Source organism: Kitasatospora sp. NPDC097643, from assembly GCF_040302625.1.
Classification (GTDB): domain Bacteria; phylum Actinomycetota; class Actinomycetes; order Streptomycetales; family Streptomycetaceae; genus Kitasatospora.
In genome coordinates this window covers 41,611-57,347 of record NZ_JBEOSA010000018.1, presented here as the reverse complement: position 1 = coordinate 57,347, position 15,737 = coordinate 41,611, and the positions used below count along the sequence as shown (strand labels likewise).

18 protein-coding genes are annotated in these 15,737 nt (G+C 73.9%); 10 read left to right on the top strand and 8 right to left on the bottom strand.

The window, feature by feature from the left end:
- The first annotated feature begins 62 nt into the window (after positions 1-62).
- Complete coding sequence (locus tag ABTY15_RS14700) at positions 63-650, top strand: TetR/AcrR family transcriptional regulator (RefSeq protein ID WP_350582357.1); 588 nt, start codon at positions 63-65, stop codon at positions 648-650.
- Between the two features lie 36 nt (positions 651-686).
- Here ABTY15_RS14700 and ABTY15_RS14695 read toward each other — a convergent pair whose 3' ends face one another.
- Together ABTY15_RS14695 and ABTY15_RS14690 are read right to left on the bottom strand one after the other, a co-directional pair.
- Positions 687-1,130 (bottom strand): hypothetical protein, encoded by a 444-nt coding sequence (locus ABTY15_RS14695; RefSeq protein WP_350582353.1) that lies wholly within the window; start codon positions 1,128-1,130, stop codon positions 687-689.
- Positions 1,131-1,236: 106 nt separating this feature from the next.
- Positions 1,237-2,478, bottom strand: a complete 1,242-nt coding sequence (locus ABTY15_RS14690; RefSeq protein ID WP_350582350.1) for an alginate lyase family protein — start codon at positions 2,476-2,478, stop codon at positions 1,237-1,239.
- A gap of 176 nt (positions 2,479-2,654) precedes the next feature.
- On the opposite strand from ABTY15_RS14690, the gene ABTY15_RS14685 reads away from it, so the two are divergent.
- Positions 2,655-2,921: a protealysin inhibitor emfourin gene (locus ABTY15_RS14685; RefSeq protein WP_350582347.1), complete on the top strand. Its 267-nt coding sequence runs from the start codon at positions 2,655-2,657 to the stop codon at positions 2,919-2,921.
- 71 nt (positions 2,922-2,992) lie between these two features.
- Here the strand turns inward: ABTY15_RS14685 and ABTY15_RS14680 are convergent, their stop codons facing one another.
- Positions 2,993-3,772 (bottom strand): class I SAM-dependent methyltransferase, encoded by a 780-nt coding sequence (locus tag ABTY15_RS14680; RefSeq protein WP_350582342.1) that lies wholly within the window; start codon positions 3,770-3,772, stop codon positions 2,993-2,995.
- 115 nt (positions 3,773-3,887) lie between these two features.
- On the opposite strand from ABTY15_RS14680, the gene ABTY15_RS14675 reads away from it, so the two are divergent.
- Entirely contained in the window at positions 3,888-4,031 is a 144-nt protein-coding gene (locus ABTY15_RS14675) for a hypothetical protein (protein ID WP_350582339.1), read from the top strand.
- 22 nt (positions 4,032-4,053) lie between these two features.
- Here ABTY15_RS14675 and ABTY15_RS14670 read toward each other — a convergent pair whose 3' ends face one another.
- Together ABTY15_RS14670 and ABTY15_RS14665 are read right to left on the bottom strand one after the other, a co-directional pair.
- Positions 4,054-5,316: a DUF5685 family protein gene (locus tag ABTY15_RS14670; protein WP_350582336.1), complete on the bottom strand. Its 1,263-nt coding sequence runs from the start codon at positions 5,314-5,316 to the stop codon at positions 4,054-4,056.
- 123 nt (positions 5,317-5,439) lie between these two features.
- On the bottom strand, positions 5,440-6,147 hold the full coding sequence (locus ABTY15_RS14665) for a helix-turn-helix transcriptional regulator (protein ID WP_350582331.1): 708 nt from the start codon (positions 6,145-6,147) through the stop codon (positions 5,440-5,442).
- 127 nt (positions 6,148-6,274) lie between these two features.
- Here ABTY15_RS14665 and ABTY15_RS14660 point away from each other — a divergent pair, with 127 nt between their 5' ends.
- A complete protein-coding gene (locus ABTY15_RS14660; protein WP_350582327.1) occupies positions 6,275-6,748 on the top strand; it encodes a hypothetical protein in 474 nt (157 codons plus the stop codon).
- A gap of 169 nt (positions 6,749-6,917) precedes the next feature.
- Positions 6,918-7,814 carry an LLM class F420-dependent oxidoreductase gene (locus tag ABTY15_RS14655; RefSeq protein ID WP_350582323.1) on the top strand — a complete coding sequence of 299 codons (897 nt, stop codon included), beginning with the start codon at positions 6,918-6,920 and terminating at the stop codon, positions 7,812-7,814.
- A gap of 103 nt (positions 7,815-7,917) precedes the next feature.
- Here the strand turns inward: ABTY15_RS14655 and ABTY15_RS14650 are convergent, their stop codons facing one another.
- On the bottom strand, positions 7,918-8,628 hold the full coding sequence (locus tag ABTY15_RS14650) for a hypothetical protein (protein ID WP_350582319.1): 711 nt from the start codon (positions 8,626-8,628) through the stop codon (positions 7,918-7,920).
- A gap of 235 nt (positions 8,629-8,863) precedes the next feature.
- Here ABTY15_RS14650 and ABTY15_RS14645 point away from each other — a divergent pair, with 235 nt between their 5' ends.
- From ABTY15_RS14645 to ABTY15_RS14635, 3 genes are read left to right on the top strand one after another with little or no spacing between them, the layout of a single operon-like run.
- On the top strand, positions 8,864-9,427 hold the full coding sequence (locus tag ABTY15_RS14645) for a helix-turn-helix domain-containing protein (RefSeq protein ID WP_350582314.1): 564 nt from the start codon (positions 8,864-8,866) through the stop codon (positions 9,425-9,427).
- On the top strand, positions 9,424-10,935 hold the full coding sequence (locus ABTY15_RS14640) for an MFS transporter (RefSeq protein ID WP_350582310.1): 1,512 nt from the start codon (positions 9,424-9,426) through the stop codon (positions 10,933-10,935). The genes ABTY15_RS14645 and ABTY15_RS14640 overlap by 4 nt, the downstream gene beginning before the upstream one ends.
- A gap of 28 nt (positions 10,936-10,963) precedes the next feature.
- Positions 10,964-11,653: an alpha/beta fold hydrolase gene (locus ABTY15_RS14635; RefSeq protein ID WP_350582307.1), complete on the top strand. Its 690-nt coding sequence runs from the start codon at positions 10,964-10,966 to the stop codon at positions 11,651-11,653.
- 40 nt (positions 11,654-11,693) lie between these two features.
- On the opposite strand, the gene ABTY15_RS14630 is transcribed toward ABTY15_RS14635, so the two are convergent.
- Positions 11,694-13,148 carry a DUF2252 domain-containing protein gene (locus ABTY15_RS14630; RefSeq protein WP_502893500.1) on the bottom strand — a complete coding sequence of 485 codons (1,455 nt, stop codon included), beginning with the start codon at positions 13,146-13,148 and terminating at the stop codon, positions 11,694-11,696.
- Positions 13,149-13,306: 158 nt separating this feature from the next.
- Between ABTY15_RS14630 and ABTY15_RS14625 the strand changes: the two genes are divergently transcribed.
- Complete coding sequence (locus ABTY15_RS14625; RefSeq protein ID WP_350582303.1) at positions 13,307-13,723, top strand: ribosomal maturation YjgA family protein; 417 nt, start codon at positions 13,307-13,309, stop codon at positions 13,721-13,723.
- A 7-nt stretch (positions 13,724-13,730) separates the two neighbouring features.
- On the opposite strand, the gene ABTY15_RS14620 is transcribed toward ABTY15_RS14625, so the two are convergent.
- Positions 13,731-14,513 carry an SGNH/GDSL hydrolase family protein gene (locus tag ABTY15_RS14620; protein ID WP_350582296.1) on the bottom strand — a complete coding sequence of 261 codons (783 nt, stop codon included), beginning with the start codon at positions 14,511-14,513 and terminating at the stop codon, positions 13,731-13,733.
- 220 nt (positions 14,514-14,733) lie between these two features.
- On the opposite strand from ABTY15_RS14620, the gene ABTY15_RS14615 reads away from it, so the two are divergent.
- Positions 14,734-15,624, top strand: a complete 891-nt coding sequence (locus tag ABTY15_RS14615; protein WP_350582293.1) for an MBL fold metallo-hydrolase — start codon at positions 14,734-14,736, stop codon at positions 15,622-15,624.
- Positions 15,625-15,737 lie beyond the last annotated feature (113 nt).

The window sequence follows — 15,737 nt, the reverse complement described above, 5'->3', positions numbered from 1 at the left end:
GTCGTTCTCACTTCCTCCGCTACCCTAGGAGAACCATCGTTCTCACGCAAAGGGCAGGGCAGATGGAGCACGACGACGCGCGGACCCGGATCCTGGACGCGGCCGAGGAACTGTTCTACGCGCAGGGCGTCCAGTCCGTCGGCATGGACGCCGTCCGGTCCGCCTCCGGCGTCACGCTGCGCCGCCTCTACCAGTACTTCCCGTCCAAGGACGACCTGGTCGAGGCGTACCTGCTGCGCCGCGACGGGCGCTGGCGGGCCGCCCTCGCCACCTACGTGGCCGGCGCCGCCGTCGCGCCGAAGGACCAGCTCCTGGCCGTCTTCGACTGGCTCGCCCGGTGGTTCGCCGAACCGGGCTTCCGCGGCTGCGCCTTCGTCAACTCCTTCGGCGAACTCGGCGCCACCTCACCCGCCGTCGCCGCGGCCGCCCGCCACCACAAGGAGGAGTTCGCCGCCTACCTGGCCTGCCTCGCCGAGGCCGCCGGCGCCCCACCCGCCACCGGCGTCCACCTCACCCTGCTCGCCGAGGGCGCCATCACCGCCGCCGCCATCCACGCCGACCCGACCCCCGCCACCGACGCCCAACAGGCCGCCCGCCTCCTCCTGGACGCCACGGCTGCTCTTCCCGCCGCCCTCCTGCGCGGTGAGTGACCTTGTCCTCGGCCGCACTGCTCGGATTGGTGAGCTCTACCAGGCAGGACGCCGGTCCTGGCGCTCCCTGAAGATCCAGGCTGGAAGCGCTGCCCCCGCTGCCTTCGACCGCCACAGGACGCCCGGCTCGGGTGGGAACTCGTCGGTGGCCGGTGCGGGAGTGTGGTAACGCGTGTGGCCGGGAAGCGGTACCTCTGTCAGGACACCCCCTTGCATCATCCACAGCCCGAAGCAGTCGTCGTCCTCGTCGTGGATCAGCACCTGTACGCTCGCCGGGTGCGGCCACGCAAGGGACTCCAGGTGCCGGAGCAGCCCGGACCGGGGGCGCATCCGGTTGAACTCGATCACCCACCCGCCGACGAACAGGCCGAGCGACTCGAAGCTGCCCTGCCAACTGCGCGAGTCGTCCGGCCGCGTCAGCGGTTCCATGACCTCCTCCGCGAACGGCGCCAACACAATGACCTGCGCGATTCTGCTCATGCCGCAGTATCAGCGCAGACCGCGCGCCGACAGCAAGCGAATTGAGCGGCAGCGGACGAGGGATGCCGATGGCCGTCATGGTGAGGGGGATCAGGAGCGGGGGTGGTCACGGCGCGTCGGTGTGGGTGAGAGTCTCCCAGCCGATGAAGTAGTTCGCGCCGAACGGCCGGTGCGCGGCCACGTACCGCTCGGTCTGCGGCATCGGGACGCCCTGCCGCCCGTGGTACTCGTTGTACGCGAGTTGGACGGCCGGGCCGAGGCCGGTCTTCGGTTCGCCCTTGCAGAGCCAGTCCGGGGCGTGTGCCCCGTTGTCGTAGGCGGTGTGGAACTCCAGGGCGGCGACCAGCCGTTCGCGGCCCTCGTGCCACAGGTCGAGGCCCTGGAGCCGGGCGGTCTCGGCGGTCTGGGCGGCGGCCTCCAGGCCCCAGCCGGTGTGGCCGAAGTCCCGGCAGGTCTCCTGCGCCAGCCCGTTGACGAAGGTCGGCTGGTCGGACCAGTACGACACGAGCGCGGACCGGCCCTCGATGCCGGCCTTCGGCGGCGGCACCGGCAGCTCGCCGTCGGAGGACAGGTAGACGTAGGCGGGCAGCCGGCCGCGCCACAGTTCGACGGCCCGGTCGAACAGTTGGCGGTCGTCGAGGAAGACCGCGATGCCCATCAGCGCGTCGGTCTGGACCAGCTCCCAGTTGCCGTTCTTGCGCGGACTGCCGGGTGTCAGCAGCGGCACGTAGACGGTGCGCAGCATGGTGGCGAAGCGTTTGACCGAGGCGGCCGGCCAGCCCGCGCCGGAGTGCCGGATGAGCTCGGCGGCGCGCGACCAGTTGGCGCCCGACCAGCCGGTCTGGAGCGGGGCGTTGCTGTTGGTGTGCTCCTTGATCACGGCCGACCAGGCATCCATGATCCGGATGGCCCGGTCGGCGTACCGGTGGTCGCCGGTGAGCGCCCACTGCAGGGCGTGGGTGTAGGCGGCCATCGCGTCGTCGCGTTCGTCGGAGCAGCCGTTGTTGGGGTTGGAGGCGGAGCCGCACTCGACGTTCGCGCGCGGCCGGGGCTGCCAGTCCAGCGCCGCGTACCTGCTGGCCCGCAGGTCCGCGAAGGCGGCCGTCCAGGGTTCCGCTCCGGCGGCCAACTTCGTCTTGACGAAGTCGAGTTGGCGCTGGCCGACCAGCACGCCGGGGTGCTGGAACGGCTGCCCGGCCTGCGGGGCGGGGCCGGCGGGGCCAGCAGGGCCGTCAGGGCCGGCAGGGTGGGCGGTCGCGGGCGCACCGCCGAGCGGCAGCAGGGTGGCGAGCGCCGCCGCGGCGAGGAGCGTCCTGGTGGTGAGCGTCCTGGTGGTGCTTCGGCGCACGGCGAAGCCGTCCTCTCGGTGGGGGAGGAGAACCGGGTGATGCCCAAGACTTGTTAGGAAGCTTTCCTAACAAGAGACTTGAGCATCGGCATTGAACCACCAACCCATGGGCATGCCAAGGGGGCGGGTCGGGAATCGAGCCTCACGACGCCCCGGAGTGCGGAACAATGCGGTCCATGCGAATCAGCATCACCCGCACCGGCGGCTTCGCCGGTATCGTACGCAAGGCCGAGGTCGACACCGCCGACCAGCCGGACACCACCCACCTGGAGGCCCTGGTCCACCGGGCGCTGCCTCCCGACATGGCCCCCCACGGCTGGGTGGTGCCGGACGGATTCCAGTACGACATCACGGTCGACGGCCGCAGCGTCCACCTGGCCGACCCACACCTCACCGAGGACCAGCGCGAACTCGTCCGCGCCCTCCTCAAGGAAGGCGCGTAGCCCGTCGTGGCCGGTCCCCGCGTGTTCGCGGGGACCGGCACCTCACGCCGGGGTGTGAGCGTGGTGCAGTCTCACAGGCGGTGGACGCGCAGCACGCTGGTCAGCATCGGGAGGGTGAACTCGCCCTCGGCGGTGTCCGGGTTGCCCGTGAGGAAGTCGCGGATCCGGCCGAGTGAGGCCTCGCGTTGCTGGTCGGGCATGACGATCATCCCGGCGCGGGTCGCGAGGGTCGCGACCAGGGAGTCGGCGGTGCGGCGCTGTCCGTGCGGGAACGTGGCCTGCTCCGGCGAGCCGAACCGGGCGGGTGCGTCGGTCTTCGGGAGGTGCATGTCGGCCGTCTCGGCGCGCCAGCTGGCGGGCGTGTCCCGCGGGCCGATGGCCGCCGTCCCGCTGATCCGGGCGAGCCCGGCCACCCAGTCGACCTGGTCGTCCAGCACGTTCCACAGGCCGGCCAGCACGCCGCCGGGCGCGAGGACCCGGGCGATCTCCGGTCCCGCGACCGCCATGTCGAACCAGTGCATGGCGTTGCCGGCCACCACGGCGTCGACGGAGGCGTCCGGCAGCGGGATCGCCTCGGCGCTGCCCGACAGGGCCCGGACGGCCGGCAACGAGCGGCGCAGCTCGGCCAGCATCGCCGGGTCGGGCTCGACCGCGATGACCTCGGCGCCCGACGCGACCAGGGTGGCGGTCAGTTTGCCGGTGCCGGCGCCGAGGTCGAGCACCCGCAGGCCGGGCGCGGGCTCGAGTGCCCAGCGCACCGCGGCCTGTGCGTAGTCCGGCCGGTGCTCGGCGTACTCGACCGCCGCCGCACCGAAGGACGAGGCGTGGAGTAAACGTTCGTTCTGATCCATACGATCACGCTATCCGCGCGCTCGGCGGTCGGGCACCCCCTTCTCCCCAGCGCGAACCGGTGTGGCCGACGTCGCGTTTATCGGCTGTTGATCGTCAACTCCTAGCGTCGGGGCCATGAACGAGAGTGCGGCCGAGGGGTCGAGGCTGGTGGCCGAGGGACGGATGACGGAACAGGACACCGAGCGGTTCCTGCAGTTGCTGGCGGGGCTGGAGAGCTCGCTGGAGGCGGACCGGGAGGTGGCGGGCTCCGATGCGTGAGGGAGGCTGCTGACGCCTGTCGTCAGCAGCCGTCGCAGCAGCAGCAGTCGCAGTCGCAGTTGTCGCAGCCACAGCCGTTGCAGCAGTTGGAGCAGTCGCAGTCACAGCCGTTGCAGCAGTTGCAGCAGTCGGGGTCACAGCCGTGCCGATCGCAGAAGCCCTTGCGGCGCTCCCGGCTGAACGGGTCGTTGTGCTCGCAGCAGAGCAGCTGGCAGGTGCAGGCCATCAGTGCCCAGACCGCGCAGCCCGCGAGCAGGTTGCGCGGGCGCGGCGGCTTGGGGCCGATCGGCTCGAAGCCCGGGCCCTGCGGCACCCACGGCGGGACCGGTGCCTGGTCCGGGTCCTGTGACGGAGTCTGCTGCGGCGGCGCGTCGTTGGGGTGTTCGCCGCTGCCGGTCGTCCGGGTACGGCAGGTGGCACTGTGCGCAGCCGGGCCGAAGACCCGCTCGACGGCGCGCTCGGTCTCGTGGGCCAGCAGCACGTGCACCAGCGCCCGGTCGGTCAACTCGACCTCGCGCAGGGCGAGTCGGATGCCGTGGACGGCGTCGCGGCAGAGCCGTTCGGCCTCGGCGCGGTCGGTGCCGGTGGCGGTGAGCGGGTTCCAGGCGCCACTGACGGCGTCGGCGGCCTGGTCCTCGGCGGCGTCCAGGAGGTGGGCGAGCCGGCCGAAGAGCCGTCCGGCCTCGGCGAGCGGGGCCGCGTTGCCGGGTCGTCCGGCGAGGACGGCGGTGTGCGCGAACGCGGCCGAGGTGGCGCTCTCGGTGGGCTCGGTGACCAGCAGGACGGAACCCCCGGGCCGCAGCGCACGCTCCAACTCGCCCTGCCGGGAGGCGGCGTCGAGCAGCACGGCGGTGTCGAAGCCGACGGCGGAGGCGCTGCCCGCGCTCTGCCGGTCCCAGCGCCGGGTGACGGCCCGCGCCCCGGCGGCGACCGGCCGGCGGGCGAACACGCCGTCGCGGTCCTCGACGTGGTCGCGGAGCTTGACCGAGGCGAGGGTGAGCGAGACGGCGGCGGCCAGCCGGGCGCCCTCGCCCTTGGCGACGGAGGCGGTGCGCATGCCGCGCAGCGGGCACGGCCCGGCGGTGCGCCGCCAGGATGCGTCGTCCCGGGCGGCCTGCGCTTCGACCAGGACGGAGATGATCAGGCCGTCGTAGTTGGTGGCGGTGCGGGCCAGTTGGCCGTGGTCGTCGCGCAGCGCGAGGCAGAGCCCGCACAGGTGCGCCAGCCAGGAGCTCTGGAGCCGCTCGGACAGCCGGTGCTTGCACGGTCGGATGATGCCGAACATGGTCCCCCCTCACCTCCCGGGCCGCTGACCAGCCCGGATTCCCCGCACATCATATGATCACCCGCCCCGCCTGCGGAGGGGTCAGCCCGGAAGCCGTGGGGGCCGGCCCGGAAGCCGAGGCGGTCAGCCCGCGATCCGTACCGCCGGGCGGTCGGCCCAGAAGGTGCGCAGGTCGAAGCCTGCGGCCGGGCGGAAGTCGTGCAGACTCGGCGCGGCCGCGCGCACCCAGGACACCGGGAGGACCGTCGGGGCGCTGCCCGGGGCCCTGGCCGCCACCAGGTACCAGGCGCCCGCGTCCAGTACCAGGCCGTACGGCGAGAACGCCTGGACCCGGTCCTCCTCCTCGTCGGGCTCCCGGAACCGGACCTCGACCGCCTGCTCGTCCTTGACCGCCTGGGCGAGGGCCGGGAGTTGATCGGAGCCGGGGGCGTCCCGCTGCCAGGAGTCGGCGTCGATCAGGAAGCGGGAACCGATCCGGGCCGCGTGGTCGCCCACCTCGGCGGGCAGCGCGGCGGCGATCTTGAGCCGTGCGGAGGCGGCGTAGGAGCCCAGCCCGAGATCGGCGGCCGGGCCGGGCATGGGCAGCAGGAACAGCGTCTCGGCCTCGCACGGCGTCAGCCCGGTCAGCCGGGTGCGGTAGCCGTCGAGCAGCCGGTAGCCACCCTCCCGGCCGCCCTCGCCGTAGACCGGCACGCCCGAGGCGGAGAGCGCCTCGACGTCCCGGTACACCGTGCGGACGGACACCTCCAGCTCTTCGGCCAGCGCCTGCGCGGTCATCAGACCACGGCTCTGCAACAACAACACGATCGACATCAGTCGGCTCGCCCGCACCGCCCGCACCTCCGTTCCCCGTGGACCGACCAGCGACCGACCAGCGACCAGCGACCGACCAACGATCGGCCAGCGGCTGATGATCGACTGACAGAGGATGTCAGTCGGTCCCCCGTACCGTCCCGGCATGGCATTCCACCACAAGCACGTCCAGGCCCTCCCGCCCGTCGAGATCGACGGCTGGCAGCTCAAGCCCTACCACGTCACCCGCGCCGCCGACCGCCCCCTGACGGCGGACCTGGTGGCGGCCGCCTACGAGACCGCCACGAAGATGCTGCCCGAGCGCGACGAGGAGGCGCCCGCGGGCTGGCTGGTGCTGCACGAGGGCAAGGGCGCCCTCTACCTCTGCGTCTACGCCTGGGTCTGGGGCAATGTCGTCCACGCCCGCACGGCCGCTGCCGGGGAGCCGTACCTGGGCTGCCCGGACGACGACCCGACCCACTGGGTCGTCAACTCCACCCCCTACGTCGGCTGCGTCTGGGAGCTGCCCACCATGGAGCACGAGCGCCGCGCCTGGGTCCGCCACCTGCTCGCCCCGGACACCCCCGACCTGTCCGGCTACCTGGCCGACCGCCTCCCCGACGGACCCATCGGGGACTGAGCGGCCTGCGGTCGGGCAGCCGGGTCGGCTTGCCGTGACCCGGCTGCCCGACGGCGGCTCGTCCCGCCCGAATGTGCTGGCGGTGATCGCTGACAAATGATGAACTGGCGGGCGGCGCCCGCCGATCGGCTGCGGGCGCCGTCCGTGTGTTCACGCGTGAGGAGCGTTCATGGCCCGCCCGTTCCGTTTCGGCGTCACCCTGCTCACCCCGGCGGCGAGTGACGAGTGGCGCAAGAAGTGTCGTATGGCGGAGATGCTCGGCTACGACGTGATCACGGTCTCCGACCACCTCGGCAGACCCGCGCCGTTCCCCGCCCTGGTCGCGGCGGCCGAGGCCACCGAGAGACCCAGGCTCGGCACGTTCGTGCTCGACTCGGGCTTCTGGAACCCGGCGCTGCTCGCCCGCGAGGTCGCCACCACGGACCAGCTCACCGGCGGCCGCCTCGAACTGGGGCTCGGCACCGGCTACATGAAGGCGGAGCACGATGCGGCGGGCCTGCCCTTCGGCACGCCCGGCGAGCGGGTGACCCATCTCCAGCGCACGATCGAGGAGTTGGACCGGCTGTTCGGCTCGGACGACTTCACGCCGCAGCCGTTGCAGCAGCCGCGCCCGCCGCTCCTGATCGGCGGCAACGGGGACCGGGTCCTGAAGCTGAGCGCCCGGCACGCCGAGATCGCCTCGTTCACCGGGGGGCGCGCCGACCCGACCGGCAAGCCGATCATGCTCACGGCCGCGCAGCTGGACGAACGCGTCGCCGCGTACCGGCGGTTCGCCGCCGACCGCACCGAGCCGGCCGAGCTGAACCTCCTGATCTACACGGTGGTGGCCACCGACGACCGCCGCGCCACCCTGCGGCAGTACCTCGGCAACGCCTCGTACCTCACCATCCCGGACTTCACCGAGGACGAGGCCCTGGAGATCCCGACCTTCCTCATCGGCACGGTGCGGCAGATGGCCGACCAGCTGCGCGCGCAGCGGGAGCGGTACGGCTTCTCGTACATCACCGTCGTGGAGCCCGCCATGGAGGCCTTCGCCCCGGTCATCGAGGAGCTGCGCGGCGAGTGAGCGCGGCCGCGGGCCCCCGGGTGGGTGCCCGGGAGCCCGCAGGCGGGTGCGGGGAGGCGTCGCGTACGGGGGGCGCGGCGCTTCCGTGCGGGAATGCGGGTGGTCAGGCGCGGGCGATGGTCCAGGCGCCGAGGCCGCTGCAGCCGCCGGCCGAGAAGGTGGTGAAGCGGAAGCCGGCCGGAATGGTCGTGCCGGCGCAGACCGCCAGGCCGGGGCGGGCGATGTTCTGCCGCCAGGAGCCGGCGTTGTCACAGCCGTAGAGGTTGCGGTCGGTGAGCACGTACCCGTCGATGATCGGGGAGCCGCCGCAGGTCCAGTTGCCGTCCTTGGCGAGGTTGTTGCGCCAGGAACCGACGCCGTTGCAACCGGCCTGCTGGTGGTTCGTGATCACGTACCCCGGGACGACGGGCGAACCCGAGCAGGTCCAGATGTCGTCCTTGACCCGCTGCTGGAACCAGGCGCCGATGCCGGTGCAGCCGTCCTGCTGGTGGTTGGTGGTCACGTAGCCCGGGACGACGGGCGAGCCCGAGCAGGTCCAGATGCCGTCCTTGACCGGCGCCTGGTACCAGGAGCCGCTGCCCTGACAGCCCGACCGGTCGTAGCCGGTGATGACCCAACCGGAGGGCACCGGCGCGCCCGAGCAGGTCCACTGGCCCGGGCCGGGCCAGGCGGGCTTGGCCTCGGCGGTGGACATGCCCCCGACCGCGCCGCCGAGGACGACGGCGGCTATCAGGGCGAACGCGGCGGCGGTGGCGCCGAGTCCCCGGCGGACGACCGCGGCCGTCAGCCGGGTCACCAGGTGGCGGATGTTCATGGACGACTCACTTCTGTCGGGTCGTGGGCATGCGGAAGACGTCCCGGCCGCCAGGTCTGCGGCGGCGGAACTTAGGCAACCCTACGTGGAGGAAGTGTGGATGTCTCGTGATGCTCTGACGGAGATGGCTTGATGCAAGGTCTTTGTCCGAAACCCGACGTGACGCGGCGCCAGCGGTTCGGTGCGGAGGCGGGAACCGCCCTGGTGATCTCAGATCCGGGATAGCATCGCGAATATGGGAATCGAGACGGCCGCCGACGAGCGGCTCGCCGGCCGGCTTGCGGAGTTGCGGGTCGAGCGCGGGTGGACGCTGGAGGAGTTGGCGCGGCAGGCGGACGTCAGTCGGTCGACGTTGTCGCGGGTGGAGCGGGCGGAGGTCAGCCCGACGGCGGCGTTGCTGGGCCGGCTGTGCGCGGTGTACGGGCGGACGATGTCGCGGCTGCTGGCCGAGGTGGAGTCGGAGCCGGCCGGGGTGGTGCGGGCGGCGGAGCAGCGGGTGTGGCGGGACGAGGCCACCGGGTTCGTCCGGCGTGCGGTGTCGCCACCGCACGGTTCGCTGCGGGCGGAGATCATCGAGGGGCGGCTGCCCGCCGGCGCCGACATCCCGTACGACCGGCCGTGCGTGCCCGGCCTGGAGCACCACCTGTGGGTGCTGGCGGGGCGGTTGGAACTGACCGTCGACGGCGAGCGGCACGACCTCGGGCCGGGTGACTGCCTGCGCTACGTCTCCGGGACGAGCCGCTTCCGCAACCACGGTCCGGAGGAGGCCTGTTACGCGCTCGTGGTGGTGGAGCCGTGACCGCCACCACCGCCGTCACGGACCGGCCCCGCGAGCGGTTCGACGTCGCCGGGCGGCGCGTCCTGCTGGTCTGCGTCGCGGGCGGCTTCACCACGCTGCTCGACCAGTCGGTGCTCAACACCTCGATCCCGGCGCTGCGCGAGAGCCTGCACGCCCGGCCCGCCGACCTGCAGTGGATCGTCGCCGGGTTCTCGCTGGCCTTCGGCCTGGCCCTGATACCCGGGGGCCGGCTCGGCGACGTCAAGGGCCGCAAGTGGTTCTTCGTCACCGGGCTCGCCCTGTTCACCCTGGTCAGCCTGGTCTCCGCGACCGCCACCGCGCCCGGGGTGCTGATCGCCGCCAGGCTGCTTCAGGGCGCGGGCGCCGGGCTGGTCAACTCGCAGATGATCGGCACCCTCCAGGACGTCTTCGACGGGCAGCTGCGGGCCCGCGCGCTCGGCATGTACGCCGTGACCGGCGGGCTGGCCTTCGCGCTCGGACCGCCGGTCGGCGGCGCGGTGCTGGCGGCGGCCGGCCCGGAGTGGGGCTGGCGGCTGACCTTCCTGCTCAATGTGCCGTTCGGCCTGGCCACCCTCCTGCTGGCGGTGCGTCACCTGCCCCGACCCCGCCCGAGCGCCCGGCATGCCGACCTGGACCTGGTGGGCCTGCTGCTGGTCGGCGCGCTCACCCTCGTCCTGATGCTGCCGTTCGTGCAGCCGCCCGGCTGGACCGGCGGGCTCGCCTTCGCGGCCGGCGCGCTGCTGCTGCTCGGCGGACTGGCCTGGTGGCAGCGCCGCTACGCCCGCTCCGGCGGCCACCCGCTGATCCACCCCGCGCTCACCCGCTCCGCGCCGTACGCGCTCGGCACGGCGACCGCGATGGCCCAGTTCGGCTCCTCGCTGGCCGCCTCGCTGGTGCTCACCATGTTCCTCCAGGACGGTCTCGGGCTCTCCCCGATGGGCGCGGCGCTGGTCGCGCTGCCCTCGGCGGTGGCGATGGGGGTCGCCTCCGCGCTGGCCTGGCGGGTGGTGCAGCGCTTCGGTCGACGCACCGTCACCGCGGGCATGGCGGGCTCCGCCCTGGTCATGCTGATCGGCGGGCTGGTCGCCCACGAGGCGCCGGCCGGCGCGCTGCCCTGGCTGCTGGCGGCGCTGCAACTGGTCGGCGGCGCCTCGATCGGCCTGATGGGCGCCACCAACCAGGCGTACGTGCTGCGGCACGCGCCCGCCGAGGCGGCCGGGGTGAGCGGGGCGATCCTTCAGATGGCGCAGCGGATCGCGGCGGCGGTCGCGGTCTCGGCGCTGTCCGGGGTGTACCTGCGGGAGACCGCCGGGGGCGGCGGCCACCGTGCGGCCTTCCTGTCCGCGAGCGTGGTCTGCGCGGTGGTGGCGGGTCTGGCCGTGCTGGCCTCGGTGTACGCGGCCCGGGCGGCGGCGCGGGAGGAAGCGGGGGAGGCGGCGCGGGACGACGCGGGCGAAGCGTTCGAGCAGGCCGCCGGGCCAAGCCGAGGGCGAACAGCCGTCCGTTGACGGCCGGTCGGCGCGTACCGTGGCGGACATGACGGATGTCCGCACGGTGGAACTGCCCGAGGTGACGATCGCCTGCCGCGAGAGCGGCCGGCCCGGCGGCCCGCCGCTGGTCCTGCTGCACGCCCTCGGCGAGCGCGCCACCGACTGGGACACCGTGCTGCCCGACCTCGCCCCCGGGCACCACGTGTACGCGCTCGACCTGCGCGGCCACGGCGACAGCGGCCGCGCCGCCCGCTACGGCCTGCCGGAGATGCGGGACGACGTGCTCGCCGTGCTGGACGCGCTCGGCCTGGCCCGGGTGGACCTGGTCGGCCACTCGATGGGCGGCGTGGTCGCCTGCCTGCTGGCCCAGGCCGCGCCGGCGCGGATCCGCCGCCTCGTCCTGGAGGACATCCCGGCCCTGTACCCGCGCCCGGCGAGCGTCGTGACGGAGGAGGACACGGCGGAGCCGGCGCACTTCGACTGGGCCGTGGTGAAGGCCGTCAAGGCCCAGCTCGACACCCCCGACCCGGCCTGGCGGGAGCGGCTGCCGGAGATCACCGCCCGCACCCTGGTGGTGGCGGGCGGTCCGGCGAGCCACGTCCCGCAGGAGCGGATCGCCGAGCTCGCCCGGCTGATCCCCGACTGCCGGTTGGTCACCATCGAGGCCGGGCACCTGGTGCACAGTGCCCGGCCGGCCGAGTTCATCGCGGCGGTGGCGCCGTTCCTGAACTCCTGACGGTCGATCGCCGACGCCGCAGTCGGCGGATCGACCGGCGCTATATCCCGTGCTCGGCCGGGAGGCGGCCGCTGCGCACCGCCGCGACCAGGTCGGCGTGGTCGGCCTCGGTGCGGTCCGCGTAGGCGACGGCGAAGGCGGCGATCGCCTCGTCCAGGGCCTCGTTCTTGCCGCAGTAGCCGGCCAGCAGGCCCGGGTCGGCGGTGTGCGCGTGCGCCCGGGCGAGCAGGGCTCCGGTGATCCGCGCGTAGTCGTCCAGCTGGTCGGGCAGCAGCGCGGCCGGGTCGACGCTGCCCTTGCGGTTGCGGAACTGCCGTACCTGGTAGGGGAGTCCGTCCACCGTGGTCCAGCCGAGCAGGGTGTCGCTGACCACCTGCATGTGCTTCTGGCCCAGCACCACCCGGCGGCCCTCGTGCCCGGCCGCCTGCACCGGGGCCGGCTGGCCGGCCTGCTCCAGGTACGGCAGCAGCGCCGACGGCCGGGCCTCCTTCACCTGGAGCACCAGCGGCTGGTCCCGGTGGTCGGTGAGCAGCACGACGTACGAGCGGGTGCCGACGCTGCCGGTGCCGACCACCCGGAAGGCGACGTCCTGGACCCGGTGGCGGGACAGCAGGGTGCGGACCTCGGCCGGCACCGTCGCCACGTACGGGCCGAGCGATTCGGCGACCGCGTGGGCGGTCGCGTCGGTCACCTCGGTGAGCACCGGCGGCGCGGCGGTGAAGCGCCAGTCGCCGTCCGCGGTCCGGACGGTGTTGCGCGCGGCGAACTTGGCGCTGGTGTTGCCCAGCGCCTTCGCGCCGACCTTCGCCAGCACGTCGGCCAGGTCGTGCGCGTCGGCGAAGGAGACCAACTGCTCGTCGGCGACGGCGTTCCAGGCGTCCAGCGCGGGCAGCTTGGCGAGCGTGCGCATGGTGCGGCGGTAGGCGCCGGCGGCGTGCTGGGCGGCGGCGCGGGCGGTGGACTCGTCAGCCCCGGTCTCGCGGCCGGCCAGCACCAGGCTGGCCGCCAGCCGCTTGAGGTCCCACTCCCACGGGCCGGGCACGGTCTCGTCGAAGTCGTTGATGTCCATCACCAGCCGGCCGCGCGCGTCGCCGTAGAGGCCGAAGTTGGCGGCGTGCGCGTCGCCGCACAGCTGGGCGGCGACCCCGGTGACCGGCGTGCCGGCGAGATCGGCGGCCATCAGCCCGGCCGAGCCGCGCAGGAAGGCGAACGGGGTGGCCGCCATCCGGCCGACCCGGATCGGCACCAGCCCGGGGATCCGGCCCGAGTTTGACGCCTCGATGGCCTCGACGGCGGTCGGCCGGCCCGGCGCGGGCACGAACTCGGCGTGCCGCTCGCGCGGCAGCCGGCCGCGCAGCGCCTTGCCGCGCTCCCGGGCCCGGCCGTCGTGGCCCGGCGCGAACCCGGCCACCGCGAACGGCCGCCGCGCTCGCGTGGCCGCCTCCGCCACATCCGTCCCCCCGGACCCGCCCACCGCACCGGTCAGCTGCGTCACCGTTCCCCGCCCGTCCCTTCTGGTTCCCGTCCCGCCCGCGACCTGCGCGGACGGCTTGCAGGGGAAGTGACGTCCGGCGACCTCGGGTGGTTCCTGAGGCCCGTGTGACCACCCCGGGCCCCGATGCCCGTGCCGCCGGGCGTCGTAGGGTGGGCCCGGTGAACGGTCTTCGGGGGAGCCTGCGGGTGCGGGCGGTGGCGGTGCTGGCGGCGGGGCTGACGGTGGCGGCCGGGCTGGGAGTGCGGGGTGTGGCCGGCGGGGACGTCGCCAAGTACGCGGGGGACGCGCTGTACTCCGTGCTGGTGTACGCGCTGGTGGTGCTGGCGGCGCCCCGGGTGCGGGTGACGGTCGCGGCCGGCTGGGCGGCCGGGCTGAGCTGGGCCGTGGAGCTGTTCCAACTCACCGGCGTACCCGATGAGTTGGGCCGTCACAGCACGCTCGCCCGGCTCGTCCTGGGCTCGACCTTCAACCCGCCGGACCTGTGCTGGTACCTGGTGGGCGCCGGGTGCGCCGCGCTGCTGCACCGGGTGCTGCTGCGGTCCTCCCGGGCCGCGGCAGCACCCGGCCGAGCCTGACGGATCGTCAGAGCGGCAGCAGGTCCGGCCGCTTGGCCTCGACGTGGTCACCCGAGGACTCGCCGCGCAGGCGCCGGCCGACCCACGGCAGCAGGTACTCGCGGGCCCACTGGATGTTCTCCCGGCGCTGGTCGGCGGGGGAGAGCGTGCGGGCGGTCGGCCACGGGGCCTCCGGGTCCTGCTCGGTGCGCAGGCCCAGCGAACGGGCGGCCAGCAGGGCGACCCGCTGGTGGCCGTCCGGGGACAGGTGCAGCCGGTCCTCGCTCCAGGCCCGGCGGTCCTGCACCGCGCGCAGCGACCAGAGGTCGGCGACCTTGCAGCCGTTGCGGTCGGCGACCGCCCGCATGTGCCCGTTGTAGGTGGCGATCTTGCCGCGCAGGTGCTTGAGCAGCGGCACGTCCCGGGTGTCGAAGCCGGTGCAGATGAGCATTGTCCCGGCGGACTCGGCGAGTTGGACGACGGCCGCCTCGAAGCGCTCGGCCACCTCGTCCGGGTCGCTGCCGGGCCGCAGGATGTCGTTGCCGCCGGCGCAGAAGGTGACCAGGTCGGGCTGGAGCCGGCGGACCTCCGGCACCTGCTCGGCCGCGATCTGGTCCAGCAACCGGCCGCGCACCGCGAGGTTGGCGTAGCGGAAGGCGCCCGGCGGCCGCCCCTCGGCGAGCAGCCCGGCCAGGCGGTCGGCCCAGCCGGCGAAGGCGCCGTCGGCACCGGGGTCGTTCAGACCTTCGGTGAAGCTGTCCCCGAGGGCGGCGTACGAACTGAGGTCAAGGGTCTCCTGGAGGTTCGGCATGAAGAAGATAGTTCACTGCATCAAGTGACCTACGCCACCGTAGGTGGCCCCGGTGGCACGTGAGATGGGCCACGTGCCCTCGGGCAGCCCGCCGCTCCCGACAGAGCGTCGGCCGGCCGGAACCACAAGATCCTTACCCCCTTCCGCTTTTGGGCCCGGCCGGATGATCCTCGACGGGTGCGGCCGGTCGGCCGCCGTCCCCCCGGTGGAGGCCCATCCCGTGTCCGAGAACCCGTCTTCCGGCGTGCCCGGAACCTGGTCCGTCGACGAGCGCTGCACCAACTGCGACACCGCCCGCCAGCTCGCCCCCGGCCTGGTCCGCGAACGCGCCGGCCGCTCCGAGGTGGTCCGCCAGCCGCGCGACGCGGCCGAGCTGCGGCAGCTGTACGCCGCCGCGCACGCCTGCCCCACCCGCTCCCTGCGCCCCGGCGGCCCGCTCGACCCGGCCACCGACCCGTTCCCGCTGGCCCTCGACGACGGGCTGTTGCTGCTCGGCCACAACTCCCGGCACACCGCCGGCGCCAACTCCTACCTGCTGCGCCGTCCGACCGGCTGGCTGATGATCGACACCCCCCGGTTCGCCGAGGCGCTGGCCGCCCGGTACGAGGGCCTCGGCCCGGTCACCGACGTCCTGCTGACGCACCGTGACCACGCCGCGCACGGCCGTGCGTACGCCGACCGGCTGGGCGCCCGGCTCTGGATCCACGAGGGCGACCTGGACGCCGCGCCCGACGCCGACCGGGTGCTGCGCGGCACCGAACCGGTGGAGATCGCCCCCGGCGTCACCGCGCACCCGTTCCCCGGCCACACCCGGGGCAGCGTGCTGTACCTGGCCGACGAGCACTATTGCTTCACCGGCGACACCCTGTACTGGTCGCGGACCACCGGCGACCTGGAGGTCCACGACACCATCACCTGGTACTCGATCGAGGAGCTGTCCGCCTCGCTCGACCGCGGCCTGGACCGGCTCCGCTTCGAGTGGCTGCTGCCCGGCCACGGCGAGCGGCGCCGGATGCCCGCCGGGGAGGCGGCCAGCCGACTGCGCGGCCTGGCCGACCGCTGCCGGCGGCTGCGCCCGGCGCCGGTGGACTTCGGCGCGGTGCGCTGGTAGCCCCCGGCCGGACCGGCCCGAGGCCCGTGCGCCGGGGCGTGCGCCTCCTGCGCCGGGGAGTGCGGTGGTCGGGGGCGCCCGGACGGGTGTGCGAACGGTGTTGCCGGGGCAGC